The organism is Hydrogenophaga sp. (assembly GCF_025699295.1).
Taxonomy (GTDB): domain Bacteria; phylum Pseudomonadota; class Gammaproteobacteria; order Burkholderiales; family Burkholderiaceae_C; genus Hydrogenophaga.
This window is the reverse complement of sequence record NZ_JAILWB010000007.1, coordinates 197,197-222,878: the sequence shown is the minus strand read 5'-3', so window position 1 is coordinate 222,878 and position 25,682 is coordinate 197,197. Positions and strand designations below refer to the sequence as shown.

The window sequence follows — 25,682 nt, the reverse complement described above, 5'->3', positions numbered from 1 at the left end:
TCTTCACCTTGATGCCTTGCGCCTTGGCCTGGTCTTCGGTGAGACCCACCCAGGCGACCTCAGGATCGGTGTAGGCCACGCTGGGGATCACGCGCGCGTTGAAAGCAGCCGCGGCCAGTTCCTTGTTGCCCTGCAGCTCGCCGGCGATCACCTCGGCCGCAACATGCGCCTCATGCACCGCCTTGTGCGCCAGCATGGGCTGGCCCACGATGTCGCCGATGGCGAAGATGTGCGGCACGTTGGTGCGCATCTGGATGTCGACGTTGATGAAGCCCCGGTCCGTCACTGCCACGCCGGCCTTGTCGGCTGCGATCTTCTTGCCATTGGGCGTGCGGCCCACGGCCTGCAGCACCAGGTCGTAGGTCTGTGGCGGTGGCGCCGTGCCGCCCTCTTCCGCCGCAGCAAACGTCACCTCGATGCCTTCGGGCGTGGCCTTGGCCCCCACCGTCTTGGTCTTGAGCATGATGTTGTCGAAGCGCTTGGCGTTCATCTTCTGCCAGATCTTGACCAGGTCGCGGTCTGCGCCCTGCATCAGGCCGTCGAGCATCTCCACCACGTCCAGGCGGGCGCCCAGCGTGCTGTAGACGGTGCCCATCTCAAGTCCGATGATGCCGCCGCCCAGAATCAGCATCCGCTTGGGCAGGTCTTTCAGTTCCAGGGCGCCAGTGCTGTCGACCACGCGCGGGTCGTCGGGCATGAAGGGCAGGCGCACGGCCTGCGAGCCGGCGGCGATGATGGCCTTCTTGAAGGCGATCACCTGCTTCTTGCCCGTCTTCTCCTGTGCCGTGCCACTGGTTTCCTCCACCTCCAGGTGGTTGCCGCCGACGAAAGCGCCGTAGCCGCGCACCGTGGTGACCTTGCGCATCTTGGCCATGGCGGCCAGGCCGCCGGTGAGCTTGCCGATCACCTTTTCCTTGTGGCCACGCAGCTTCTCGATGTTGACCACCGGGCGACCGAACTCGACGCCCAGGTCGGCCATGTGGCTGACCTCGTCCATCACGGCGGCCACGTGCAGCAACGCCTTGGACGGGATGCAGCCCACGTTCAGGCACACGCCGCCCAGCGTGGCGTAGCGCTCGACCAGCACGACCTTCAGGCCGAGGTCGGCCGCGCGGAAAGCCGCGCTGTAGCCACCGGGCCCGCCGCCGAGCACGAGCACGTCGCAGTCGAGGTCGGCGCTGCCGGCGAAGCTGGTCGCTGCGGGAGCTGCAACTTCGCTCCCTCTCCCGCTGGCGGGCGAGGGTTGGGGTGAGGGCTTGGGCGCCGAGGCTCCCTCACCCCGGCCCTCTCCCGCCGGGACGGGAGAGGGGGAAGGAGAAGAGACAGCCACCTCCAAGGTCAGCACCACGCTGCCCTGCCTGACCTTGTCACCCAATTTGACCTTGAGCTCCTTCACCACGCCGGCGGCACTCGATGGAATCTCCATCGAAGCCTTGTCGGACTCCACGGTGATGAGCGATTGCTCGGCCTTGACGGTGTCGCCCGGCTTCACCAGCAGTTCGATCACCGCCACTTCGTCGAAGTCGCCAATATCGGGAACCTGAATGTCGATCAGTGCCATAAATTTCCTTATTCGGTTGGGGTCAGAGCACCGCTACGCGGTGGTCTGACCCGCAAGGCTTCAGAGGAGCACACGACGGAAGTCGCCGAGGATCTGGCCCAGGTAGGCGTTGAAGCGCGCCGCGGCGGCCCCATCGATCACCCGGTGGTCCCAGGTCAGGGACAGCGGCAGCATCAGGCGCGGCACAAAGGCCTTGCCATCCCACACCGGCTCCATCTGGCTCTTGCACACGCCCAGGATGGCCACCTCGGGCGCGTTGATGATGGGTGTGAAGTAGCGCCCGCCGATGCCGCCCAGGCTGGAGATGGTGAAGGTCGCCCCGCTCATCTCGGCCGGGCTGAGCTTGCCTTCGCGCGCCTTCTTCGCCAGTTCGCCCATTTCCTGGCTGATCTGCAGCACGCCCTTCTTGTCCGCGTCCTTGAGCACCGGCACCATCAGGCCATTGGGCGTGTCGGCGGCGAAGCCGATGTGCCAGTAGTTCTTCAGGACCAGCGCGTCGCCGTCGAGCGAGCTGTTGAACTCGGGAAACTTCTTGAGTGCGGCCACGCAGGCCTTGATCAGGAAAGCCAGCATGGTCACCTTGACGCCGCTCTTCTCGTTCTCCTTGTTGGTGGCAACGCGGAAGGCTTCGAGATCGGTAATGTCGGCATCGTCGTGGTTGGTGACGGCCGGGATCATGACCGCATTGCGCAGCAGGTTGGCGCCGCTGATCTTCTTGATGCGGCCCATCTCCTTGCGCTCGATCGGACCGAACTTGGCGAAGTCGACCTTGGGCCAGGGGATCAGGCCCAGGCCTGCACCGTCGCCGCCTGCGCTGGCCGGAGCCCTGGCGGCCTGCGCCCGGGTCTGCGTGGCGCCGGACATCACCGCCTTGGTGAAGCCCTGCACATCGTCCAGCACGATGCGGCCCTTGGGCCCGCTGCCCTTGACTTCTTCCAGTGGCACACCGAGTTCGCGCGCGAACTTGCGCACCGAGGGCGAGGCGTGCGGCAGGCCCACAGGGGCCGACGCGGTCGGGTTGTGCGCCGGGGCGGCAGGCGCCGAAACGCTGGCTGCCTGGGGCGCGGCCGCGGCGGGGGCGGCAGGGGTGGCAGCAGCGGCCTTGGCTCCCTCGCCCCCCTGAGGAGAGGGCTGGGGTGAGGGGCTCGCGGCCACGGCGCCTTCCAGGACCGCCAGCAGATCGCCGATGTTGACCGTATCGCCCACCTTGACCTTGAGCTCCTTCAGCACACCGGCGGCCGACGAAGGAATTTCCATCGACGCCTTGTCGGACTCCACGGTGATCAGGCTTTGTTCAATCGCGACTTTGTCGCCCGTCTTGACCAGTACCTCGATCACCGCCACGTCCTTGAAGTCCCCGATGTCGGGCACGCGCACTTCGACCGGGCCTGCCGCAGCAGGTGCTACCACCTGTGCGGGTGCAGCAGCAGGCGCGGTTGCTGGCGCTGCTGCGACGGGCGCAGGAGCCGCTGACGCCGGGGCTGTTGCGGCTTCACCCGCCGCCTCCAGCACCAGCACCACCGACCCCTCCTTCACCTTGTCGCCCAGCGCGACCTTGAGTTCCTTCACCACACCCGCAGTGCTCGATGGAATCTCCATCGAGGCCTTGTCGGATTCGACCGTGATCAGCGACTGCTCGGCCTTGACCGCATCGCCCACCTTCACCAGCAGCTCGATCACCGCCACCTCATCAAAGTCCCCGATATCCGGGACCTTCACATCAATCAGTGCCATGTTGTTGTCTCCGGTTCAAGCGTACAGCGGGTTCACTTTGTCGACATTGATGCCGTACTTTCTGATCGCCTCGGCCACCTTGGCCACGGGCAGCTTGCCGTCTTCGCTCAATGCCTTGAGCGCGGCCACCACGATGTAGTGCCGGTTGATCTCGAAGTGCTCGCGCAGCTTGCCGCGGAAATCGCTGCGGCCGAAGCCATCGGTGCCCAGCACCTTGTACGTCCTGTCCTTCGGGATGAACGGCCGGATCTGCTCGGCGTAGTTCTTCATGTAGTCGGTGGACGCGACCACGGGACCGCTGGTGCTGGCCAGTTGCCGGGCCACGAAGGGCACGCGCGGCGTCTCGGTGGGATGCAGGAGGTTCCAGCGATCGGCGTCCTGGCCGTCGCGCGCCAGTTCGTTGAAGCTCGGGCAGCTCCACACACCGGCACTCACGCCCCAGTCCTTCTCCAGCAGATCCTGCGCGGCAATGCTCTCGCGCAGGATGGTGCCGCTGCCCAGCAGTTGCACGCTGGGCGCGTCCTTCTTCAGGGCTGGCGCCTGCTTGCAGTAGTACATGCCCTTGATGATCTGCTCTTCGGTGCCCGGTTGCAGGCCCGGCATGGCGTAGTTCTCGTTGAGCAGCGTCAGGTAGTAGAAGACGTTGTCCTGCTTCTCCACCATGCGCTTCAAGCCGTGGTGCAGGATCACGCCCACCTCATGCGCGAAGGTCGGGTCGTAGCTGATGCAGTTGGGGATGGTGCCGGCCAGGATGTGGCTGTGGCCGTCTTCGTGCTGCAGGCCTTCGCCGTTGAGCGTGGTGCGCCCGGAGGTGCCGCCCAGCAGGAAGCCGCGCGCCTGCATGTCGCCGGCCGCCCAGGCCAGATCACCGATGCGCTGGAAGCCGAACATCGAGTAGTACACGTAGAACGGCACCATGATGCGGTTGCTGGTGCTGTAGCTCGTTGCGGCCGCGATCCAGCTGCTCATGCCGCCCGCTTCGTTGATGCCTTCCTGCAGGATCTGTCCGGCCTTGTCTTCCTTGTAGTACATGACCTGGTCCTTGTCGACCGGGGTGTACTGCTGGCCTGCGGGGTTGTAGATGCCGACCTGGCGGAACAGCCCTTCCATGCCGAAGGTGCGGGCCTCGTCCACCAGGATGGGCACCACGCGCGGGCCCAGGGCCTGGTCACGCAGCAGTTGCGTCAGGAAGCGCACGTAGGCCTGCGTGGTGGAAATTTCGCGACCCTCTGCGGTCGGGTCCAGCACCGCCTTGAAGGTCTCGAGCGACGGCACCGTGAAGCTCTCGTCGGCCTTCACGCGGCGCTTGGGCAGGTAGCCTCCCAAAGCTTTGCGCCGCTCGTGCAGGTACTTCATCTCCGGTGTGTCGTCCGCCGGCTTGTAGAACGGGATCTTCGCAAGTTCGCTGTCGGGAATCGGCAGGTTGAAGCGGTCCCGGAAGATCTTGATGTCCTCGTCGGTGAGCTTCTTGGTCTGGTGCACCGTGTTCTTGCCCTCGCCCGACTTGCCCATGCCGTACCCCTTGACGGTCTTGATCAGCAGCACCGTGGGCTGGCCCTTGTGGTTCACCGCCTTGTGGTACGCCGCGTAGACCTTCTGCGGGTCGTGACCGCCGCGCTTGAGGTTCCAGATGTCGTTGTCGCTGAGGTGGGCCACCATCTCCAGGGTCTTGGGATCGCGGCCAAAGAAATGCTTGCGCACGTAGGCACCGTCATTGGCCTTGAAGGCCTGGTAGTCGCCGTCGACCGTATCCATCATGATCTTGCGCAACGCGCCATCCTTGTCGCGCGCCAGCAGGTTGTCCCACTCGCTGCCCCACAGCAGCTTGATCACATTCCAGCCGGAACCGCGGAATTCGCCCTCGAGTTCCTGGATGATCTTGCCGTTGCCGCGCACGGGGCCGTCCAGACGCTGCAGGTTGCAGTTCACCACGAAGATCAGGTTGTCCAGGTTCTCGCGTGCGGCCAGGCTGATCGCCCCCAGCGACTCCACCTCGTCCATCTCGCCGTCACCGCAGAAGACCCAGACCTTGCGGTTCTCGGTATTGGCGATGCCGCGGGCATGCAGGTACTTCAGGAAACGGGCCTGGTAGATCGCCATCAGTGGGCCCAGTCCCATGGACACCGTGGGGAATTGCCAGAACTCGGGCATGAGCTTGGGGTGCGGATAGCTCGACAGGCCCTTGCCGCCGACTTCCTGGCGGAAGTTGAGCAACTGCTCTTCGGTCAGGCGGCCTTCCAGGTAGGCACGGGCGTAGACGCCGGGCGAGACATGGCCCTGGATGTACAGGCAGTCGCCGCCGTGGTTTTCGCTTTCGGCATGCCAGAAGTGGTTGAAGCCGGCACCGAACATGTGGGCCAGCGAGGCAAACGAGCCGATGTGACCGCCGAGGTCACCACCGTCTTCGGGGTTGTGGCGGTTGGCCTTGACGACCATGGCCATGGCGTTCCAGCGCATGTAGGCGCGCAGGCGCTCTTCGATCTCGATGTTGCCAGGGCAGCGCTCCTCCTGGTCGGGCTCGATGGTATTGACGTAGCCCGTGGTGGCGGAAAACGGCAGGTCGATGCTGTGCTGGCGCGCCTCTTCGAGCAGTTGCTCCAGCAGGAAGTGCGCCCGTTCCGGACCTTCCCGCTCGATCACGGCGCCCAGCGCCTCCATCCACTCACGGGTTTCCTGTGCGTCCAGATCACCCGCGCCACCACCATTGAGTGCGTCGTTCGCTGACATCGTTGTCTCCTGTTGATTGAATCGAGCTTACGGATGTGTTTCCGCAGTGTCACGGATTCTTCCATAAAAGTTTTCGTTTTTCAACATATGCTTTTTAGTTTCATATTACAAAATTGAAATCAAGTCATGTCGTTGCCACGACGCCATGAAGGCTGCGGTTTTCTCCGCCGTGACAAGGACTTGCGAGGCACCCGCTCACGTAGACTCGTGGTTTCATGATTCCGCAGCCCCACTCCCAGACATCGCCCCCATCGCCCCCGAAGGCGGTGTGGTGGAAACGCTGGTGGCGACGCCTCCCGCCATCGCGTCAGGATCGCTTCGCCACCCTGGGTCCATTGCTGGCGGTTCTGCTCTTTCTTTCTGCCATCGTGGTGGCCATCACCTACCTTCGCTACGAGGAACTGGAGCGCGAGCAGGAGGCGGTGACGCGCGATGTCGAATACGCCCAGCAACGCCTGCGCCTGCGCCTGCTCGAGCGCCAGGAGCAACTCATGCGCCTGGCGCGCGAGGTCGGCAACAAGGACATCGAAGGCGACGAGTTCGAGTTCCAGGTGGAGTCGCTGGTCAGTCAGTTCCCGGAGATGTTCGCCATCAGCTGGATCGACGGGCGGCGCAACGTGTTGGCCAGCTACGCCTCCCCCAGCGCGCCTGCGAGCCTGGTGCGCCCTGTCGGGAGCACGCTCTCACCCGGTGAGACCGATGGTTCGTTTGAGCTCGCACGAGACCTGCGCCAGCCCATCTATTCCCGACCGCTGGGGGAGGAACCCCGCAACGCCACGCTGATGCTGCATGTGCCGTTCACCGAGCAAGGGCGATTCGCCGGCACGATCATGGGGGAGTATTCGGTCGATGGACTGATGCGCTTCGGCATCCCTCCCGAGATCATGGCCCGCTACGCCGTGGCCTTGATGGATGATCGTGGCCACGTTCTCGCGGGCAACCTGCAGACGCCCACCCCCGTGCTGCGCCTGCTGCCCTGGTCCAATCCGCCGCTGGAGCACGAAGCACCGGTCTCACCTGTGGGCAACGGCCTGATCCTCAAAGCCCAGGGCTACCGCACCTCGCAGGACATCGTGGGCAGTGGCTTCTTCTGGGTCATCGGTGCGCTGTCCGCGCTCACCGTCTGGATGCTGCTCGGAACCTGGCGGCACACCCGTCGGCGCGTGCAGGCCCAGCAGGCGCTGGTGGCCGAGACCAACTTCAGGCGCGCCATGGAGAACTCCATGCTCACCGGCATGCGCGCACTCGACATGCAGGGGCGCATCACCTACGTCAACCCGGCCTTCTGCTCCATGACAGGCTGGACCGAAGGCGAGCTTGTGGGCCGCACCGCGCCCTTCCCCTATTGGCCCGAGGAAGAGCACGACCAGCTCGCTGCCCGCCTGGAGGACGAACTGCGCGGCCGTTCCACGCCCGGTGGCTTCGAAGTGCATGTGAAACGCCGCGATGGCAGCATCTTCGACGCCCGCATGTACGTCTCGCCGTTGATCGACCCCAAGGGTCATCAGACCGGCTGGATGACGTCGATGACAGACATCACCGAGCCCAAGCGCATTCGAGAGGAACTCTCGGCCTCCTACGAACGTTTCACCACCGTGCTGGAGAGCCTCGATTCGGCGGTCTCCGTCGCGCCGCTGGGAAGCGACGAGATGTTGTTCGCCAACAAGATGTACCGCCTGTGGTTCGGCACCCGCGGTGCCGGCCACCGGCATCTGGTCGATCTGGCGGGCAATCAGCCCTCTCCCAGCCCGGACGACGGCGACGCGGTCGATTCGTTCGCCGGCATGCCCACCGACACCCTCACCGACGCGGGCGCCGAAAACGCCGAGGTGTTCGTCGAGGAACTCGACCGCTGGCTGGAGGTGCGCACGCGCTACCTGACCTGGGTGGATGGCCGCCTGGCGCAGATGGTGATCGCCAGCGACATCACGCCGCGCCGCTATGCCGAGGCCCAGGCATCGCGTCAGGCCGAGCGCGCGCAGACCGCCAGCCGTCTGATCACGATGGGTGAAATGGCCTCGAGCGTGGCGCACGAACTCAACCAGCCGCTGACCGCCATCACCAACTACTGCAACGGCATGATCACGCGCTTGAGCGAGCAGCGCATCAGCACCGATGAGTTGCTTGGCGCACTGGAGAAGACGTCCCGCCAGGCACAGCGCGCCGGCCAGATCATCCAGCGCATCCGCGCGTTCGTGAAGCGCAGCGAACCCAATCCCAGTCCGTCGGACGTGGCCCAGATGGTGAGCAATGCCATCGAGCTGGCCGACATCGAGTTGCGGCGCCAGCAAGTGAGGCTCTCGCCCTACGTGGCCGCGCGCATGCCCAGCCTCATGGTCGACCCGATCCTGATCGAGCAGGTGCTGATCAACCTGCTGAAGAACGCGGGCGAGGCCATTGCGCAGGCCGGGCGCGCGCCCGGCGAGCGGTACGTCGAGCTGCGCGTGGGTCCACGCCGTCTGGACGAGATCGACGTGGTGGAGTTCTCGGTGCGCGATTCGGGCAACGGCGTGCCCGACGAGATGATCGAGCGCATCTACGAGGCTTTCTACAGCACCAAGAGCGAGGGGATGGGCATCGGTCTCAAGCTGTGCCGCAGCATCGTCGAGTCACACCACGGCAGGATGCAGGTACAGAACATCTACAATGGCGAGGAGGTGGTGGGCTGCTGCTTCAGCTTCTGGATCCCTGTGGTCTCGCGGCTGCAGAACCACAGCGCCGCGGCTGGGCCCGCCACAGAGCCGCTGACGGACACAGAAAGAGCGAGATGAGTTTGATCCCCAAAAAAGGCAGCGTCTACGTGGTCGATGACGACGAGGCGGTGCGCGACTCTCTGCAATGGCTGCTCGAAGGCAAGGACTTCCGGGTCCGCTGCTTCGAATCGGCCGAAGCCTTTCTCAGCCGCTACGACGCACGCGAAGTGGCCTGCCTGATCGCTGACATCCGCATGGGCGGCATGACCGGCATGGAGCTGCAGGAACGCCTGATCGAACGCCAGTCCCCCCTGCCGATCGTATTCATCACAGGCCACGGCGACGTGCCCATGGCGGTGGAATCGATGAAGAAGGGTGCGCTGGACTTCATCCAGAAACCGTTCAAGGAAGACCAGTTGGTGGCCCTGGTCGAGCGCATGCTCGAACATGCGCGCGAGGCCTTCGCCACCCACCAGCAGGCCGTCAGCCGCGATGCCCTGCTCTCCAAACTCACCAGCCGCGAAGCCCAGGTGCTTGAACGCATCGTTGCCGGCCGCCTGAACAAGCAGATCGCCGACGACCTGGGCATCAGCATCAAGACGGTGGAGGCCCACCGGGCCAACATCATGGAAAAGCTCGGCGCCAACACGGTGGCCGACCTGCTCAAGATAGCGCTCGGACAAACGCCAGCCAAAGCCTGAAGCCTCGTCGCCGTTGAGCGTTCGGCGTTGTGCGTTGTGCGTGACCCCGAACACGCTCACCACTCCTTCCTCCACGCCCAACAACCATGACCGCCCAGCTCATCGACGGTAACGCCCTCTCCCGCCAGCTCCGCGCCGACGTCAGTGCGCGTGTCGCCGCGCTCAAGGCCAAGGGAATCACACCGGGCCTTGCGGTGATTCTGGTGGGCGACAACCCCGCGTCGCAGGTCTACGTGCGCAACAAGGTCAAGGCCTGCGAGGACACCGGCATGCACTCGGTGCTTGAGCGCTGGCCGGCCACGTTGAGCGAGAACGAGCTGCTGGCGCGAGTGGACGCGCTGAACCGCGACGCCTCGATCCACGGCATCCTGGTTCAATTGCCCCTGCCCGCGCACATCGATGCGCAGAAGGTCATCGAAGCCATTTCGCCCGCCAAGGACGTGGACGGCTTCCACATCGCCAGCGCTGGCGCCCTCATGACGGGCATGCCGGGCTTCTGGCCTTGCACGCCCTACGGCTGCATGAAGATGCTCGAGAGCGTCGGCTACCAACTCAAGGGCAAACATGCTGTGGTGATCGGGCGCAGCAACATCGTCGGCAAGCCGATGGCGCTGATGCTGCTGCAACAGAACGCCACGGTCACCATCTGCCACAGCGGCACGCGGGACCTGAAGGCCATGACCCTGCAGGCCGACGTCATCGTGGCCGCAGTGGGCAAGCGCAATGTGCTCACGGCCGACATGGTCAAACCCGGTGCGGTGGTGCTCGACGTCGGCATGAACCGCAATGACGAAGGCAAACTCTGCGGCGACGTGGACTTCGACGGCGTGAAGGAAGTGGCCGGCTGGATCTCCCCGGTGCCCGGGGGCGTGGGACCCATGACCATCACCATGCTGATGGTCAATACACTCGAATCGGCAGAGCGGCTCGTCGCCTAGGCCGGGCGCGGCGCGCTCAAACGCCAGAGCACCGCGCCCGCGCACAACCACTGTCCCAGCACCATCGCCGATCCCACGCCATGCCACAGGCGCAGGTTGCCGCCGCTGGCGCGCGCGGTGACGATGTTCTGAGCCACGCCAAACTCCTGCAGCAGGGCAAGCAGCATGGCGAACAGCACAAAGCCCATGGTGGTGAGTGCGGATGCAGAAATGGACGAGCCCGTCTCACCACGCCACCGGCGCAGGATCACCAACAGGGCCATGCCGAGCACCAGCCCCGCCCAGCACTGCAGGCTGAAAATGCGGGCCGCCACAGGCCCGGCAACGGCCGGGCTGCCCAGGCTGGCGAACAGCAGCGGCACGGCCAGAAAACTCAATGCGCTGATGCCGCCCCACCACAGCGCGGCGACGATGACAGCAAGGCGTTGCGACGGCATCAGGCGTAGCGCACTGCCACGATTTCGTAGTGCCGCACGCCGCCCGGCGCCTGCACTTCGGCCACGTCGCCCTCCTCCTTGCCGATCAGCGCGCGCGCAATCGGGCTGCTGATGTTGACGAGGCCCAGCTTGAGGTCGGCCTCGTCCTCGCCCACGATCTGGTAGGTGACGGCGGCGCCGCTGTCCTCGTCCTCCAGCTCCACCGTGGCACCGAACACCACGCGTCCGCCCGCATCCAGCGTTGCGGGGTCGATGATCTGGGCGGCGGAGAGCTTGCCCTCGATCTCGGCAATGCGGCCTTCGATGAAGCCCTGGCGGTCCTTGGCGGCGTCGTATTCGGCGTTCTCGCTCAGGTCCCCCTGCGCGCGCGCCTCGGCGATCGCGTTGATCACCCAGGGGCGGTCCACGGTCTTGAGGCGGTTGAGCTCTTCCTTGAGCTTCTCTGCGCCGCGTTTGGTGATCGGAATGGTGGCCACGGTGACGTTCTCCTACAGACATGCGGCGCTTCGCCGGCACAAAAGCAAACCGCCGGGCGTTGCCGCTCGGCGGTGTTCATGAAAAGCCATTATGCCGCGAAAGAATCCGTCGCCCAAGCCGGCGAAGACGCCTCAATCGCGCCCGGCTTCCTCGATCTTGCGCGCCAGCAATTCGGGGTTGGTGAAACACAGCTCGTGGCTGCCCTGGCAGGCCACCAGGCGGTACAGGCCCAGCCGCTCTGACAACCGCGGGTGCCAGGGATGGCTGTGTGGCATCGCCGTGTCTTCGGTGCACAGCAGATAGCTTTTTCCCATGGGCATGTTCGCCAGCTCGTTCTGCAATCGAACTGGCTCGGTGAAGGTTTTGTAAGGCTGGAGGTTGAGCGAATCGAAGGCGCGTTGCGCAAGGGCCGCGTCGGCGTCGTTGATGAAGGCTTCACGCCAGATCGGGTACGGCAGCATCACCGCGTTCCCGTTCGCCGCGGCAATCCCGTCGAACAGGGCTTTGTAGTGCGGCGGCACCATGTCGTTGAGGCACTCGCCGTTCAGAGGCACGAAGGCGTTCCAGTACACCAGGCGCGCAATGCGCTCGGGCACCACGTCGGCGGCCTTGCTGATGACCATGCCGCCATAGCTGTGACCCGTCAGGCGAACACCGCGCAGGTCGTTTTGCACCAGGTAGTCCACCAGCGACTGGGCGGCCTCGCTCAGGCCGATCGTGGCACGGTCGTCGCCGGCGCGATTGCCAGCCAACGTGGGGCAATGCACAACGTGGCCACGCTCGCGCAGGTGCCGGGCAACCGGCTCCATCTCCGCGCCGGTGTGCCAGGCTCCGTGCACCAGCACATAGGTATCTGCCATGGTTTGTCTCCTCGGGTTGTCGGCCCCGACAGGAGGTCGGGACACCGGGGAAAAGCATATGCAGGCGTAGGCGGGAGAAATGGCCTGCCAGTGCCACCGGGATGGCCCGGGCGTGTCAGGCTCAGGACCTCAGTGCGACAGGCGTTGGCGGCGCCAGCGCGCGGGCGTGGTGCCGAACTGGCGCTGGAACTCGCGCACGAAATGCGAGGCGTCCGCAAAGCCGCAGCGGCGCCCCAGTTCGGCCACCGTGACACCGGACAACCGGGGCTGCGCCAGCAGTTGCGCGGCACGCAACAGCCGCAGCCGCCGCAGTTCCAGCGCGAAACTGGTGGCGCCTGCCGCCAGAGCCCGGTGCAGCGTGCGAGCGGAAACGCCCAATTCTGCGGCCACCCCTGCCGCAGCGAGACCGGGGACGTCAAGGCGCTCCTGCAGCAGGCGCCGTGCCCGCGTCAGCAGGTCGTGCGCAGCCGGCGTGGCCTTGACCTCCTGCGGTTCCATCGCCGCAGCGAGCATGGCACCGAGCTGATCGCTCAGCAGGTCTGCCGGGTAATGCGCCGCCAGCAGCGGCTCGTGCGCAAACTGCAGGGTCAGCCCTGACAGGGCGCGTCCCCAGCCCTGATCGCGCCCCGCCACGCGTGGCAGGGGGTCGTCCACTCTGGCCAGCCATTGCCCGACCCAGGCGCGTGGCAGCTGGATGGACATCACCGTGACCGATTCCGGGAAATGCAGCTCGTACAACTGGGCCGAATCGACCAACACGGCATCACCTGGCCGAAGCCCCACCCGATGGCCACCCTGTCGCACGTGCCAGGGCGTCTCGCGCTGTGTGATCAGGTAGAACGGATGCTGCGCGCTGCGCGCAATGCCGGCACGGGTACGGTAGACGTCCTGTGTCGAAGCCTCGACCTGGTTGAACGAAAGAGCCCCGGCGTCCACACTCGTCAACTGCCCTTCAAAGACTGGGGCCTGCCGGGAGCTGCAGTCCATTTCCAGGAACGCTTCGCAAATGGCACCGACCCAGTAGTCAAGCCGCTGCGACGCGGCCACCCGCTCGGTGGACCAGCTGCGTGCAATGCCGCGATCAGGAAATTGGCCCATGTTCATGGGCCGCAATGTAGCGCGCGCACCTGACGCCCGGCGTTGGAGCAAACCCGCAGACCGGATGGTCGGCGGGCCACCAGGGACAGGCTCAGAGCTGCGCGTGCATCTCCTGCACCGAGATCACGCCCAGGCTGTCCAGGTACTTCATGCCTTCCACCGCGGCTTCCGCGCCGGCGATGGTGGTGAAGGTGGTGACACGCGCCAGCAGCGCAGAGGTGCGGATCGCACGCGAGTCGGCGATGGCGTTGCGGCGCTCCTCCACGGTGTTGATCACCAGCACAATATCGCCGTTCTTGAGCGCGTCGACGATGTGCGGGCGGCCCTCGGTGACCTTGTTGACCGTCTGCACGGCAATGCCGGCGGCGTCGATCGCCGCAGCCGTGCCTCGCGTGGCGACCAGCTCGAAGCCCATGGCAACCAACTCCCGGGCGATCTCGACCGCACGCGGCTTGTCGCCGTTCTTGACGGTAAGGAACACCTTGCCGGACGTGGGCAGGCGCGTGCCCGCGCCCAGCTGACTTTTGACAAAGGCCTCGCCAAAGGTTTTGCCCACGCCCATCACCTCGCCGGTGGACTTCATCTCTGGGCCAAGGATGGTGTCCACGCCCGGGAACTTCACGAACGGGAACACCGCTTCCTTGACGCTGAAGTACGGCGGTGTGACTTCGGCGCCAATGCCTTGCGCGTCGAGCGATTGGCCGGCCATGCAGCGCGCCGCGACCTTGGCGAGTTGAATGCCGGTGGCCTTGGAAACGAAGGGCACCGTGCGCGAGGCGCGCGGATTCACTTCGAGGACGAAGATCAGGTCTTTCTTCACCCCGTTCTCCTCCACCTCCTGGATCGCGAACTGCACGTTCATCAAACCGATAACGTTCAGGCCTTCTGCCATGGCTGCGGTCTGTCGCTTGAGCTCGTCCACCGTGGCCTTGCTCAGGTAATACGGGGGCAGCGAGCACGCGGAGTCACCACTGTGCACGCCAGCCTGCTCGATGTGTTCCATCACGCCGCCGATGAACACACGGCCAGTGTGGTCGCGCACTGCATCCACATCGCACTCGATCGCGTCGTTGAGGAAGCGGTCCAGCAGTACGGGCGAGTCGTGGCTGACCTTGACCGCTTCGCGCATGTAGCGCTCAAGGTCGCGCTGCTCGTGCACGATCTCCATCGCCCGCCCGCCCAGCACATAGCTCGGACGCACCACCAACGGGTAACCCAGTGCGGCGGCTTTCTCCAGCGCTTCGGGCTCGGCGCGCGCGGTGGCGTTGGGCGGCTGGCGCAGGCCCAGCGCGTGCAGCAATTGCTGGAAACGCTCGCGGTCTTCGGCCGCGTCGATCATGTCCGGGCTGGTCCCGATGATGGGAACGCCCGCAGCCTCCAGGCCGAGCGCGAGCTTGAGCGGCGTCTGTCCACCGTACTGCACGATCACGCCCAGGGGCTTTTCCTTGTCGACGATCTCCAGCACGTCTTCCAGGGTGAGCGGCTCGAAGTAAAGGCGGTCGCTGGTGTCGTAGTCGGTCGATACGGTCTCGGGATTGCAGTTGACCATGATGGTCTCGTAGCCATCTTCACGCATGGCGAGCGCGGCGTGCACGCAGCAGTAATCGAACTCGATGCCTTGGCCGATGCGGTTGGGGCCACCGCCCAGCACCATGATCTTCTTGTTGTTCGTCGGCTCGGCTTCGCACTCACCGTCCCCATGGCCTTCGTAGGTGGAGTACAGATAAGCGGTATCGGTGGCGAACTCGGCGGCGCAGGTGTCCACGCGCTTGTAGACCGGACGGATGTTCTCCGCAACGCGGCGCTCGCGCACGGCCTGATCGTTGGTCTTGAGCAGCTTGGCCAGGCGGCGGTCCGAGAAACCTTTTTTCTTCAGGCCACGCAGCGTCTCCGTGTCAATGGCGTCCAGGCTGGTCTTCTCCAGCGCCAGTTCGATCTTCACGATCTCTTCAATCTGCACCAGGAACCAGGGATCGATCTTGGTGAACTGGTGCACCTCCTCCATCGTCCAGCCGGCGGCGAAGGCGTCTCCCACGTACCAGATGCGGTCCGGGCCAGGCTCGCCGAGCTCTCGCTCGAGCGTCTCGCGGTCCTGCGTCTTTTCGTTCATGCCGTCCACGCCGACCTCCAGGCCACGCAGGGCCTTCTGGAAGGACTCCTGGAAGGTGCGCCCCATGGCCATGACCTCGCCCACGCTCTTCATCTGCGTGGTCAGGCGGCTGTCGGCGGTAGGGAATTTCTCGAACGCAAATCGCGGGATCTTGGTGACCACGTAGTCGATGCTCGGCTCGAAGCTCGCCGGCGTGGCGCCCCCGGTGATCTCGTTGCGCAGCTCGTCCAGCGTATAGCCGACGGCCAGCTTGGCCGCGACCTTGGCAATCGGAAAACCCGTGGCTTTGGAAGCCAGCGCCGAGGAGCGCGAGACACGCGGGTTCATCTCGATGACGACCATGCGGCCGTCCTTCGGGTTGATGGAGAACTGAACGTTGGAGCCGCCTGTGTCCACGCCGATCTCGCGCAGCACGGCCAGCGAAGCGTTGCGCAGGATCTGGTATTCCTTGTCGGTCAGCGTCTGGGCCGGCGCCACGGTGATCGAGTCACCGGTATGCACCCCCATCGGGTCCAGGTTCTCGATCGAGCACACGATGATGCAGTTGTCCGCCTTGTCGCGCACCACCTCCATCTCGTACTCTTTCCAGCCCAGCAGCGACTCCTCGATCAGCAGCTCGTTGGTGGGCGAGGCTTCGAGGCCGCGCTTGCAGATGGTCTCGAACTCTTCCGGGTTGTAGGCGATGCCACCACCGGTGCCGCCCAGCGTGAAGCTGGGGCGGATCACCACGGGAAAGCCCACCGTCTTCTGCACACCCCAGGCCTCTTCCATGCTGTGCGCGATGCCCGAGCGCGCCGAGCCCAGACCGATCTTCGTCATGGCGTCCTTGAACTTCAGGCGGTCCTCGGCCTTGTCGATCGCCTCGGGCGTGGCGCCGATCAGCTCCACGTCGTGCTTCTCCAGCACGCCGTGGCGCCACAGATCGAGCGCGCAGTTCAGTGCGGTCTGGCCACCCATGGTGGGCAGGATCGCGAAGCCACCGGGAGTCAGCGGGCGCTCCCTGGCGATGATCTTCTCGACCGTCTGCCAGGTGATGGGTTCGATGTAGGTGACGTCGGCCGTGGCCGGGTCGGTCATGATGGTTGCCGGGTTGCTGTTGATCAGCACCACCCGGTAGCCCTCTTCGCGCAGTGCCTTGCAGGCCTGCACGCCAGAGTAGTCGAACTCGCAGGCCTGACCGATGATGATCGGGCCGGCGCCGATGATGAGGACGGTTTGTATGTCGGTTCTTTTGGGCATGGTTCGCGGTGAGTGTGCGCCGGCTCAGGCGGTGGCGGGCACGCGGGCCTGCATCAAGTCGATGAAACGGTCGAACAGATAACCGATGTCGTGCGGGCCGGGCGAGGCCTCGGGGTGACCCTGGAAGCAGAAGGCAGGCTTGTCAGTGCGGGCAAGACCCTGCAGCGTGCCGTCGAACAGGCTCACGTGCGTGGCGCGCAGCGTGGCCGGCAGGGTTTTCTCGTCCACCGCAAAGCCGTGGTTCTGGCTGGTGATGCTCACACGGCCGTTGTCGAGGTCTTTCACCGGATGGTTGGCGCCGTGGTGGCCAAACTTCATCTTGAAGGTCTTCGCCCCGCTGGCCAGTGCCAGGATCTGGTGGCCCAGGCAGATGCCGAAGGTGGGCACGCCCGCCTCGATGATCTCGCGTGTGGCGGCAATCGCGTAGTCGCATGGCTCGGGATCACCCGGGCCGTTCGAGAGGAACACGCCGTTGGGCTTGAGCTTGAACACATCGGCAGCGGGCGTCTGCGCCGGCACGACGGTGATCTTGCACCCGCGCGCACTGAGCATGCGCAGGATGTTGTGCTTGACGCCGAAGTCGTAGGCCACCACATGGAAACGCGGCGCGATCTGCTCGCCATAGCCGAAGCCGAGCTGCCATTCGGTCTGCGTCCACGCGTAGGGCGCGGTGGCCGAGACCACTTTGGCCAGGTCGGTGCCGGCCATGTTCGGCGCGGCCTTGGCGGCAGCCAGGGCGGTGGCGCGGTGCGCATCGGTGATGGCCTCGCCGGCGGGCAGCGCGAGGATGCAACCGTTCTGCGCGCCGTGCGTGCGCAGACGGCGCGTGAGCGCGCGGGTGTCGAGGTCGGCGATCGCCACCGTGCCCTCGCGCTGCAAGTACTGCGAAAGTGTTTCGCTGCTGCGGAAGTTGGAGGCGAGCAGCGGCAGGTCTTTGATGATCAGGCCGGCGGCGTGAACGCGGCTTGCTTCCACGTCTTCGGCATTGGTGCCGGTGTTGCCGATGTGCGGATACGTGAGCGTCACGATCTGCCGGCAGTAGCTGGGATCGGTGAGGATTTCCTGGTAGCCGGTGAGAGCGGTGTTGAACACCACCTCGCCCGTCGTCTGGCCGGTGGCGCCAATGGAAATGCCTGTAAAGACCGTGCCGTCGGCGAGCGCGAGAAGGGCTTTCGGGTGGACGGGAAGCACGGAATTCTCCAGAGTGGGGCTGCGACGATCTGGCGCCGGCGGCAGGTGCCGCGCAGGCCTCGCGCCCGCCTCGCACCAGGCCTGTGCCGGTCGGAAACGGATCGAGAAACCTGGGGTGAAAAGCCGGGGCGCGCAGGGTTTGCGCCGATTGCGGGTAAACCCCGGAATTATAGCCCGGCGCAAATGCGCAACAGGCGCTCAGGCGCCCCGCGAGGAGGCACTTGCATGCAAACAGATCGCGGCGGCCGCGGCCACGTTGAGTGACTCCTCTCCCCCGGGTTGGGCAATGCGCACGAAGGCGCCAGCGCGCGCCATCAGGGCCTCGCCCACGCCCTGACCTTCGTGCCCGAGCACCCAGGCGCAAGGCCATGGCAGGCGCGCCTGATGCAGCCAGTCGCCCTGGTGCGAGCTGGTCACAAGCAGCGGAAGCTCGAGCGCGGCCAGTTCGTCCGCCGACAGACCTTCGATCAGCCGCAGACCAAAATGCGAGCCCATGCCGGCGCGGACCACCTTGGGCGCCCACAGCGCTGCAGTACCCTTGAGCGCGACCACCTGGCCAAAGCCAAAGGCCGCCGCGCTGCGCAGAATGGAGCCGACATTGCCCGCATCCTGCAGCCGGTCGAGCACGACGGTTGGCGTGCCAGCCTGCATCGCCACTGCGCCGGGCAGATCCCATACGAAGCCCACACCTGCAGGCGATTCGAGCCCGCTGATGCCAGCCATCAGCGCAGCGGACACGGTGACGACGTGGTCGGCCGCATCGCGCAGATCGTGCGGGGCGATGGGCCAGAAGCTTTCCGAGAACACAGCCGTGACGGGCCGGTGTCCGCGCGCCAGCAAGGCGCGGCAGAGGTGGTCGCCCTCCAGCCAGACCTGGCCCTGCTTGCGGTAGGCAGTGCTGTCGTACGCCAGCAGCCGCAAACGCTTGAGCAGCGGGTTGTCGCGCGAGGTGATGGTGTTCGGCGTGCCCATCAAGGTGTGGCGTCCGGGTCGGCCATGGGCGCGGCCAGCGCGCGCGCCACAGGCGCGAACGAGCGGCGGTGCACGGCCAGCGCGCCATGCACCCTGAGCGCCTGCATGTGCTGCGCCGTACCGTAGCCCTTGTGGCGGTCAAAGCCGTATTCGGGATACTGAATGTGCAGTTCGCACAGCATGCGGTCGCGCGTGACCTTGGCCAGAATGGACGCGGCCGAGATCGCAGGCACCAGCGCATCGCCCGAGACGATGGCTTCGGCCAGCACGTCCAGCGGTGGCAGGCGGTTGCCATCGACCAGGACTTTCGTTGGCTTGAGGCGCAGACCGAGTACCGCGCGGCGCATGGCCAGCAGGGTGGCCTGCAGGATGTTGAGCCGGTCGATTTCCTCGACCGAGGCCTGGGCTACGCAGCAGCACAGCGCCTTGGCGCGAATCTCGTCGTACAGACGATCGCGGCGCGCCGCGCTGAGCTGCTTCGAATCGCCAAGGCCCTTGATGGGCGCGCGGTCATCCAGGATCACGGCGGCCGCGACCACCGGTCCCGCCAGGGGCCCTCGCCCGGCCTCATCCACGCCCGCCAGCAACCCGGGCGCATCCCAGACCAGGGGCGCCTGCTCAGCCTTCAAGAACTTGTTCGATCGCATCGGTCGCCAGTTGAGCGGTGTCGCGTCGCAGCGTGTGGTGCAACTCGGTGAAACGCTGCTGCAATGCATTGATTTTCGCAGGCGCGCCGAGCCAGTCGGCCACAGCCCGGGCCATGGCCTGTGGCGTGGCCTGGTCCTGCAACAGCTCGGGCACCACGAACTCACCGCACAGGATGTTGGGCAGGCCGACCCAGGGCTGCAACTGCTTGCGCCGCATGATCTGCCACGAGAGCCAGTTCATGTTATAGGCGATCACCATCGGCCGTTTGAACAGCGCGGCCTCCAGCGTCGCCGTGCCACTGGCGATCAGGGTCACGTCGCAAGCGGCCAGCGCCGTGTGTGATTGCCCGCCCAGCACCACGAGCGACCCGCCCAGCCCCGCGGAGCGGGCTTCGGCTTCGATGCGCGCGCGCAGCGCCGGCACCGCCGGCACGACGAATCGCAAGTGAGGGCGCTCGCTCAGCAACAGCATCGCCGCCTTGAAAAAGCGCTGCGCCAGGTAATGCACCTCGGACGCCCGGCTGCCCGGAAGAATCGCCACCACCGTGTCTTCGTCACGCAGCCCCAGTGCGGCCCGCGCAAGGGCACGGTCTGGCATCAGGGGAATCACGTTCGCAAGGGGATGCCCTACGTAGGTGGATGCAATGCCGTGCAGCGCCAGCAACTCCGGCTCGAACGGGAAGATGCACAGCACATGATCGACGCTGCGGCGGATCTTCTCCACGCGCTCGGCACGCCAGGCCCAGATGGACGGGCACACAAAATGCACGGTGCGCACGCCACCCGCCTTCAGGCCCGCTTCGAGGTCGAGGTTGAAGTCAGGCGCATCCACGCCAATGAATACGTCAGGACGCGATGGACCCAGCAGGCGCTCCTGCAGCCGTGCGCGGATGCCGACGATCTCGCGGTAGTGTCGCAGCACCTCGACGTAGCCGCGCACGGCCAGCTTCTCGCTGGGCCACCAGGCGTCGAATCCCTGCGCGGCCATCCGGGACCCACCAATGCCGAACGACTGCAGATCGGGCCAGCGCTGCCTCATGCCACCAAGCAGCAAGCCTGCCAGCAGATCGCCCGACGTCTCGCCCGCTACCAGGGCAAAACGCTTGGGAGGGTTCATGCCGGGCCTAGCGGACGATGCCGCGCTGGGGCGACACCTGCCCGAGGAAGTCCAGCATCATGCTCACGTCCGGCGCGACCTCGGAGGACCTTTCACCCAGCCCGCGAATGCGCTCGAGCGACTGTTCCAGAGTGAGATCGTCCCGGTAGAGCGCCTTGTGCATGGCTTTCACAGCGGAGATGCGCTCGGGCGTAAAGCCCCGGCGGCGCAGACCTTCGAAATTCATCGAGCGTGCCTGGGCGGGCTGGCCCTGGCACATCACGAAGGGCGGAAGATCGGCGAACAGCAGCGAGCACATGGCCGTCATGGCATGGGCGCCGATGCGCACAAACTGGTGCACCACGGTGAAACCGCCCAGGATCACCCAGTCGTCCACCACGACGTGGCCCGCCAGTTGCGAGTTGTTGGCGAAGATGGTGTGGTTGCCAACCACGCAGTCGTGTGCCAGATGCACGTAGGCCATGATCCAGTTGTCATTGCCCACTCGCGTCACGCCGCGGTCACCGGGCGACCCGATGTTGAGGGTACAGAACTCGCGGATGGTGTTGCGGTCACCGATGACCAGCTCGCAGGGCTCGCCCGCGTACTTCTTGTCCTGCGGTATGGCGCCGAGCGAATTGAACTGGAAGATGCGATTGTCACGGCCAATGGTGGTGTGGCCCTCGATCACACAGTGAGCACCGACGCTCGTGCCCGCCCCGATCTTCACATGGGGCCCGATCACCGAGTACGGCCCGACACTCACCGTGCTGTCAAGTTCCGCGGCCGGATCAACCAGCGCAGTGGCATGGATCAGAGACACGATGCGCCCTCCCCCGTGGTCACGCGACGGTGCGCATCGTGCACATCAGCTCGGCCTCGCACGCCACCTGTTCGCCTACCCGGGTGACGCCCCTGAACTTGAAGATGCCGGCCTTCATGCGTTCCAGCGTCACATCCATGACAAGCTGGTCGCCGGGTTCGACTGGTCGCTTGAAGCGCGCCCCATCGATGCCAGCGAAGTAGTACACCGTCTTGTCATCAGGCGTGACTCCCAGCGTATCGAAAGCCAGGAGGGCAGCCGCCTGCGCCATCGCTTCGAGCATCAGAACGCCCGGCATCACGGGGCGGTGCGGAAAATGACCGACAAAGAACGGCTCGTTGATGGTCACGTTCTTCAGCGCCCTGATGCTCTTGCCCTTGTCCAGCTCGAGCACGCGGTCGACCAGCAGGATCGGGTACCGGTGCGGCAACTTCTTGAGAATCTCGTGGATGTCCATCATGGCTTGGAATCGTTTTGAAGGGCCTGTCCGATCGCCTGTTCCGCGGCCTTGAGGCGCTCGCGCAAGCGGTTCAGCTGTTTGAGGGAGGCGGCATTCTTCTCCCAGACCGCATTGTCGTCGATGGGGAACATGCCGGTGTAATGGCCGGGCTTGGGCAGCGAACGCGTAACCACCGACGCTGCCGACACATGCACACCGTCGGCCAGGCTCAGGTGTCCCAGCACCACGGCACCACCTCCGATGGTGCAATGCGCACCGATGGTGGCGCTCCCCGCCACGCCCACGCAGCCGGCCATGGCCGTGTGTGCGCCCACGTGCACGTTGTGACCGATCTGGATCAGATTGTCGAGCTTCACGCCGTCTTCAATCACTGTGTCGTCCAGCGCACCACGGTCAATGCAGGTGTTGGCACCAATCTCCACATCGTCGCCGATCCGCACGGCGCCCAACTGCTCGATCTTGACCCATTCGCCCTGATGCGGCGCAAAGCCGAAGCCGTCGGCGCCGATCACCACCCCGGGGTGGAGCACGCATCGCGCGCCCACCGTGCAGCGGTCCCCGATCGTGACGCGTGGACCCAGCATGGTGTCCACGCCAACACGCGCGTCTGCACCCACCACACTGTGCGCTCCGATGCACGCGCCCCGTGCGATGCGCGCGTTGGCACCCACCACCACGAACGGTCCGATGCTCACGCCCGCCTCCAGCCGGGCGCTGGCGTCAATGCGGGCCGAAGGATCAACGCCCGCTGTTGGCAAGGCCTCGTGCTCGCGACGCCACCACTGCGTCAGGCGCGCGAAGTACAGATACGGGTCGTCGGAAACGATGCAGGCGCCACGCGCGAGGGCCTGGGCCTGAAGAGCAGGCGGGACGATCAGGACGCTCGCGGCTGTGGTCTCGATCTGGCTCGCATAGCGGGCCTGCGCCACAAAGGCCAGTTCCCCGGGGCCGGCGGTGGCCAAGGGTGCCAGCCGCTGGATCAACAGGTCGGCCGCCCCGTGTCGCGTGCCACCGAGGGCTTCAACGATGTCGCCCAGTGGTTTCGACACGTGAGACCCAGGTCCTACTTGGCACCGTTCAAGCCGCTGAGCACCTTGTCGGTGATGTCGTGCTTGGGATTGATGTAGACCGCTTCCTGAATCACGAGATCGTACTTCTCGGCTTCGGCGACCTGCTTGATCACGCGGTTGGCGCGCTCGAGCACACTTTGCAGCTCCTCGTTCTTGCGCAGGTTGAGGTCTTCCTGGAATTCGCGCTGCTTGCGCTGGAAATCGCGGTCCTGCTCCACCAGCTGGCGCTGTCGCGCCACGCGTTGTGTATCCGGCAGCGTGGGCGATTCGCGCTCGAATTTCTCCGATGCGGCCTTGAGCTGGGCTGCCAAACCCTGGATTTCCTTCTCACGACGGGAGAATTCCTGCTCCAGCTTGGTCTGTGCCGCCTTGGCCAGGTTGGCCTCGCGGAAGATGCGGTCGGTGTTCACGAAACCAATCCGCAGATCCTGTGCCGTTGCCACGAGAGCGCTCAGACCCATTCCGGCGGCCAGCAGGACGCGAGGATTGAATAGGCGAAAAAAAGTCTTCATCAAAAGGAGGTTCCGATCTGAAACTGGAATTTCTGGATTCTATCGCCAGGGAACTTGCGAATGGGATTGGCGAGAGCGAAGCGCAGGGGGCCGACGGGTGAGATCCAGCTCAGGCCAACGCCCACCGAAGCGCGCAGATCCGTTGCATAGGGTCGGGTGTCATTTTCGCCGTACACGTTACCGACGTCGACAAAGCCGAACATGCGCAGGGTGCGGTCATTGCCTGCTCCCGGGAAAGGGGTGATGAACTCGGCGCTGAGCGCGATGCTGCGGTTGCCACCGATGTTGACCAGTTCGCCTGCAGAAAGACCGGCAGTGATAGGCGAGGTCGGGCCCAGGGTGCCCTGGTCAAAGCCGCGCACCGACCCCAGGCCACCACCATAGAAGTTCTTGAAGATCGGATACGGTCTGCCGCCCAGACCCTTGCCATAACCCACCTCGGCATTGAATGCCAGGGTGTACTGCTTGCTCAGCGGGTAGTACTGCTGCAGCTGGTAGTTGGCTTTGAGGTAGCGCGTGTCGCCGGCCACACCCAGTTCGGTATTGAAGCGCTGCAGACGCCCCTGCGTTGGCACCAGGGCACTGTCGCGGCCGTCTCGCGCCCAGCCAATGGTCAATGGCACGGACGTGCTGCTCGCGCCGAACGTGTCCGAATACGTCTGATACGCCTGCGGCAGGCCGTTGCCCGGTTCGATCTTGGTCTGCTCGGCACCAATTCCGAAGTAAATCGTATCCTGCTCCGAGAAGGGCACGCCGAACTTCACGCTTGCGCCCGGGGTGACCAGACGGTAGTCGCCGCCCTGCTCGGTGTATGGCGTGGTCGTCCGGTAATAGACGTCAAGGCTGCGCGAGATGCCGTCTGCCGTGAAGTAGGGGTCCACCGTGCTCACGACGATCTGGCGATTGAACTTGCTGGTATTGACGTCGATGCCCAGGTAGTTGCCAGAACCGAACACGTTCTCCTGCCTGATCCCCGCGATGATCGACACCTTCTCGGACTGGGAGTAGCCCGCGCCCAGCGTCAGGTTGCCGGTGGGTTTCTCCGCCACCGTGATGGTCATGTCCACCTGATCGGGTACACCGGGTACCTGCTGGGTGCCCACCTCCACCGACGTGAAAAAGCCAAGGCGGTCCACGCGGTCACGCGAGAGTCGGATGCGGTCACTGTCGTACCAGGCCGATTCGAGCTGCCGGAACTCGCGACGAATCACTTCATCCCTCGTGCGGTTGTTGCCTTCGACGTTGATGCGGCGCACATACACGCGGCGCGCGGGCTGCGACCGGAACACGAAGGAAACCTGCTTGTTCACGCGATCGATGTCGCGCGCCGGCTCTACCTGTGCAAAGGCGTAGCCGAACGCGCCAAAGTAGTCGGTGAAGGCCTTGACGGTGCTCGCCTCGTCCTCCGCGTTGTAGGCCTCCCCAGCGCGCAGCGTCACGAGCGACTTGAACTCCGCCTCCCGGCCCAGGTACTCGCCCTCGAGCGCCACCGACTTCACCACATAGCGATCACCTTCGGTGATGTTGACGGTGATCGACATGTCTTCCTTCTCAGGCGAGATGGCGACTTGCGTGGAGTCGATGCGGAATTCCAGATAGCCGCGTGTCAGGTAGTAGGAACGCAGGGTTTCAAGGTCGGCATTGAGCTTGGCGCGGGCGTATCGGTCGGACTTGGTGTACCAGCTCAGCCAGCCACCGGTGTCCAGGTCGAAAAGGTTGCGCAGGGTCGCTTCGGAAAACGCCTGGTTGCCCACGATGCGGATTTCGCGAATCTTGGCCACATCGCCCTCGACCACGCTGAAGTTGAGGTTGACGCGGTTGCGTTCGCTCGGAGTGACCGTGGTGACCACCTGCGCGGCATACATGCTGCGGTTGATGTACTGGCGCTTGAGCTCCTGCTCGGCGCGGTCCGCCAGCGCCTTGTCGAATGGGCGCCCCTCGGTCAAGCCGATGTCGCGCAGTGCCTTCTTGAGCACCTCCTCCTCGAACTCCTTGATTCCGGAGAAGCTCACATCGGCCACAGTGGGCCGCTCTTCGACAATCACCACCAGCACATCGCCGTTGACCTGCAGGCGCACGTCGCTGAACAGGCCCAGGCCGAAAAGAGAGCGGATGGCGGTCGAGCCCTTGTCGTCGTTGTACTGGTCGCCAATGCGGAACGGCAGTGAGGCGAACACGGTGCCGGGCTCCACGCGCTGCAGGCCTTCGACCCGGATGTCACGCAGGGTGAACGGGTCGACCGCCCACGCAGGCAGGGCCGACAGCAAGGTCGTCGCGAGCACGGAAAGGGTGAGGCCGCGAAGACCGAAGTTGTTTTTTTTCATGGAAAGGAAGCG

20 protein-coding genes are annotated in these 25,682 nt (G+C 65.1%); 3 read left to right on the top strand and 17 right to left on the bottom strand.

Annotated elements, in window-relative coordinates; translation table 11 throughout:
* From K5880_RS09525 to aceE, 3 genes are all read right to left on the bottom strand, one after another.
* Nucleotides 1-1,561: FAD-dependent oxidoreductase (locus K5880_RS09525; RefSeq protein WP_297651097.1), on the bottom strand; the 1,561-nt coding region annotated here is incomplete at its 3' end.
* 60 nt (nt 1,562-1,621) lie between these two features.
* The gene (aceF, locus tag K5880_RS09520; RefSeq protein ID WP_297651095.1) at nt 1,622-3,295 is read right to left on the bottom strand and encodes a dihydrolipoyllysine-residue acetyltransferase; all 1,674 of its coding nucleotides are present in this window, start codon (nt 3,293-3,295) and stop codon (nt 1,622-1,624) included.
* 15 nt (nt 3,296-3,310) lie between these two features.
* Complete coding sequence (gene aceE / locus K5880_RS09515) at nt 3,311-6,022, bottom strand: pyruvate dehydrogenase (acetyl-transferring), homodimeric type (RefSeq protein ID WP_297651094.1); 2,712 nt, start codon at nt 6,020-6,022, stop codon at nt 3,311-3,313.
* Between the two features lie 215 nt (nt 6,023-6,237).
* Between aceE and K5880_RS09510 the strand changes: the two genes are divergently transcribed.
* The 3 genes from K5880_RS09510 to folD all read left to right on the top strand — a co-directional run bounded on the left by K5880_RS09510 (nt 6,238) and on the right by folD (nt 10,354).
* The gene (locus K5880_RS09510; protein ID WP_297651092.1) at nt 6,238-8,793 is read left to right on the top strand and encodes a PAS domain-containing sensor histidine kinase; all 2,556 of its coding nucleotides are present in this window, start codon (nt 6,238-6,240) and stop codon (nt 8,791-8,793) included.
* Nucleotides 8,790-9,416, top strand: a complete 627-nt coding sequence (locus K5880_RS09505; RefSeq protein ID WP_297651090.1) for a response regulator transcription factor — start codon at nt 8,790-8,792, stop codon at nt 9,414-9,416. Before K5880_RS09510 ends, K5880_RS09505 begins: the two co-directional genes overlap by 4 nt.
* A gap of 86 nt (nt 9,417-9,502) precedes the next feature.
* A complete protein-coding gene (gene folD / locus K5880_RS09500; protein ID WP_297651088.1) occupies nt 9,503-10,354 on the top strand; it encodes a bifunctional methylenetetrahydrofolate dehydrogenase/methenyltetrahydrofolate cyclohydrolase FolD in 852 nt (283 codons plus the stop codon).
* Here folD and K5880_RS09495 read toward each other — a convergent pair.
* The 14 genes from K5880_RS09495 to bamA form a co-directional block, all read right to left on the bottom strand.
* Nucleotides 10,351-10,791, bottom strand: a complete 441-nt coding sequence (locus K5880_RS09495; protein ID WP_297651086.1) for a DUF4149 domain-containing protein — start codon at nt 10,789-10,791, stop codon at nt 10,351-10,353. The genes folD and K5880_RS09495 overlap by 4 nt on opposite strands.
* Entirely contained in the window at nt 10,791-11,267 is a 477-nt protein-coding gene (greA, locus tag K5880_RS09490) for a transcription elongation factor GreA (RefSeq protein WP_297651084.1), read from the bottom strand. The genes K5880_RS09495 and greA overlap by 1 nt, the downstream gene beginning before the upstream one ends.
* A 132-nt stretch (nt 11,268-11,399) precedes the next feature.
* Nucleotides 11,400-12,128 carry an alpha/beta hydrolase gene (locus K5880_RS09485; protein ID WP_297651082.1) on the bottom strand — a complete coding sequence of 243 codons (729 nt, stop codon included), beginning with the start codon at nt 12,126-12,128 and terminating at the stop codon, nt 11,400-11,402.
* A 129-nt stretch (nt 12,129-12,257) separates the two neighbouring features.
* Nucleotides 12,258-13,232 carry a helix-turn-helix domain-containing protein gene (locus tag K5880_RS09480; protein ID WP_297651080.1) on the bottom strand — a complete coding sequence of 325 codons (975 nt, stop codon included), beginning with the start codon at nt 13,230-13,232 and terminating at the stop codon, nt 12,258-12,260.
* 85 nt (nt 13,233-13,317) lie between these two features.
* Nucleotides 13,318-16,575: a carbamoyl-phosphate synthase large subunit gene (gene carB / locus K5880_RS09475; RefSeq protein WP_297651078.1), complete on the bottom strand. Its 3,258-nt coding sequence runs from the start codon at nt 16,573-16,575 to the stop codon at nt 13,318-13,320.
* Nucleotides 16,576-16,599: 24 nt separating this feature from the next.
* Nucleotides 16,600-17,766 carry a glutamine-hydrolyzing carbamoyl-phosphate synthase small subunit gene (carA, locus tag K5880_RS09470; RefSeq protein WP_297651076.1) on the bottom strand — a complete coding sequence of 389 codons (1,167 nt, stop codon included), beginning with the start codon at nt 17,764-17,766 and terminating at the stop codon, nt 16,600-16,602.
* Between the two features lie 198 nt (nt 17,767-17,964).
* The gene (locus K5880_RS09465; protein WP_297651074.1) at nt 17,965-18,738 is read right to left on the bottom strand and encodes an RNA methyltransferase; all 774 of its coding nucleotides are present in this window, start codon (nt 18,736-18,738) and stop codon (nt 17,965-17,967) included.
* Nucleotides 18,738-19,385, bottom strand: a complete 648-nt coding sequence (gene rnhB, locus K5880_RS09460) for a ribonuclease HII (protein ID WP_297651072.1) — start codon at nt 19,383-19,385, stop codon at nt 18,738-18,740. Before rnhB ends, K5880_RS09465 begins: the two co-directional genes overlap by 1 nt.
* Nucleotides 19,357-20,502, bottom strand: a complete 1,146-nt coding sequence (lpxB, locus tag K5880_RS09455) for a lipid-A-disaccharide synthase (protein ID WP_297651071.1) — start codon at nt 20,500-20,502, stop codon at nt 19,357-19,359. Before lpxB ends, rnhB begins: the two co-directional genes overlap by 29 nt.
* A gap of 7 nt (nt 20,503-20,509) precedes the next feature.
* Entirely contained in the window at nt 20,510-21,304 is a 795-nt protein-coding gene (gene lpxA / locus K5880_RS09450; protein WP_297651069.1) for an acyl-ACP--UDP-N-acetylglucosamine O-acyltransferase, read from the bottom strand.
* A 19-nt stretch (nt 21,305-21,323) separates the two neighbouring features.
* Nucleotides 21,324-21,764, bottom strand: a complete 441-nt coding sequence (gene fabZ, locus K5880_RS09445; protein ID WP_297651068.1) for a 3-hydroxyacyl-ACP dehydratase FabZ — start codon at nt 21,762-21,764, stop codon at nt 21,324-21,326.
* A complete protein-coding gene (lpxD, locus tag K5880_RS09440) occupies nt 21,761-22,813 on the bottom strand; it encodes a UDP-3-O-(3-hydroxymyristoyl)glucosamine N-acyltransferase (RefSeq protein ID WP_297651066.1) in 1,053 nt (350 codons plus the stop codon). The genes fabZ and lpxD overlap by 4 nt, the downstream gene beginning before the upstream one ends.
* A gap of 14 nt (nt 22,814-22,827) precedes the next feature.
* A complete protein-coding gene (locus K5880_RS09435) occupies nt 22,828-23,346 on the bottom strand; it encodes an OmpH family outer membrane protein (protein WP_297651064.1) in 519 nt (172 codons plus the stop codon).
* Entirely contained in the window at nt 23,346-25,670 is a 2,325-nt protein-coding gene (bamA, locus tag K5880_RS09430) for an outer membrane protein assembly factor BamA (protein ID WP_297651062.1), read from the bottom strand. The genes K5880_RS09435 and bamA overlap by 1 nt, the downstream gene beginning before the upstream one ends.
* Between the last annotated feature and the right edge of the window lie 12 nt (nt 25,671-25,682).

Excerpts from the sequence above, each read along its gene's own strand:
- K5880_RS09510 (WP_297651092.1), top strand. The coding sequence starts at position 6,238 with ATGATTCCGCAGCCCCACTCCCAGACATCGCCCCCATCGCCCCCGAAG.
- K5880_RS09435 (WP_297651064.1), bottom strand. The coding sequence starts at position 23,346 with ATGAAGACTTTTTTTCGCCTATTCAATCCTCGCGTCCTGCTGGCCGCC.
- carB (WP_297651078.1), bottom strand. The coding sequence starts at position 16,575 with ATGCCCAAAAGAACCGACATACAAACCGTCCTCATCATCGGCGCCGGC.
- fabZ (WP_297651068.1), bottom strand. The coding sequence starts at position 21,764 with ATGATGGACATCCACGAGATTCTCAAGAAGTTGCCGCACCGGTACCCG.
- folD (WP_297651088.1), top strand. The coding sequence starts at position 9,503 with ATGACCGCCCAGCTCATCGACGGTAACGCCCTCTCCCGCCAGCTCCGC.
- rnhB (WP_297651072.1), bottom strand. The coding sequence starts at position 19,385 with ATGCGATCGAACAAGTTCTTGAAGGCTGAGCAGGCGCCCCTGGTCTGG.
- K5880_RS09485 (WP_297651082.1), bottom strand. The coding sequence starts at position 12,128 with ATGGCAGATACCTATGTGCTGGTGCACGGAGCCTGGCACACCGGCGCG.
- K5880_RS09505 (WP_297651090.1), top strand. The coding sequence starts at position 8,790 with ATGAGTTTGATCCCCAAAAAAGGCAGCGTCTACGTGGTCGATGACGAC.
- K5880_RS09480 (WP_297651080.1), bottom strand. The coding sequence starts at position 13,232 with ATGAACATGGGCCAATTTCCTGATCGCGGCATTGCACGCAGCTGGTCC.
- aceE (WP_297651094.1), bottom strand. The coding sequence starts at position 6,022 with ATGTCAGCGAACGACGCACTCAATGGTGGTGGCGCGGGTGATCTGGAC.
- aceF (WP_297651095.1), bottom strand. The coding sequence starts at position 3,295 with ATGGCACTGATTGATGTGAAGGTCCCGGATATCGGGGACTTTGATGAG.
- K5880_RS09495 (WP_297651086.1), bottom strand. The coding sequence starts at position 10,791 with ATGCCGTCGCAACGCCTTGCTGTCATCGTCGCCGCGCTGTGGTGGGGC.
- lpxB (WP_297651071.1), bottom strand. The coding sequence starts at position 20,502 with ATGAACCCTCCCAAGCGTTTTGCCCTGGTAGCGGGCGAGACGTCGGGC.
- bamA (WP_297651062.1), bottom strand. The coding sequence starts at position 25,670 with ATGAAAAAAAACAACTTCGGTCTTCGCGGCCTCACCCTTTCCGTGCTC.
- K5880_RS09465 (WP_297651074.1), bottom strand. The coding sequence starts at position 18,738 with ATGGGCACGCCGAACACCATCACCTCGCGCGACAACCCGCTGCTCAAG.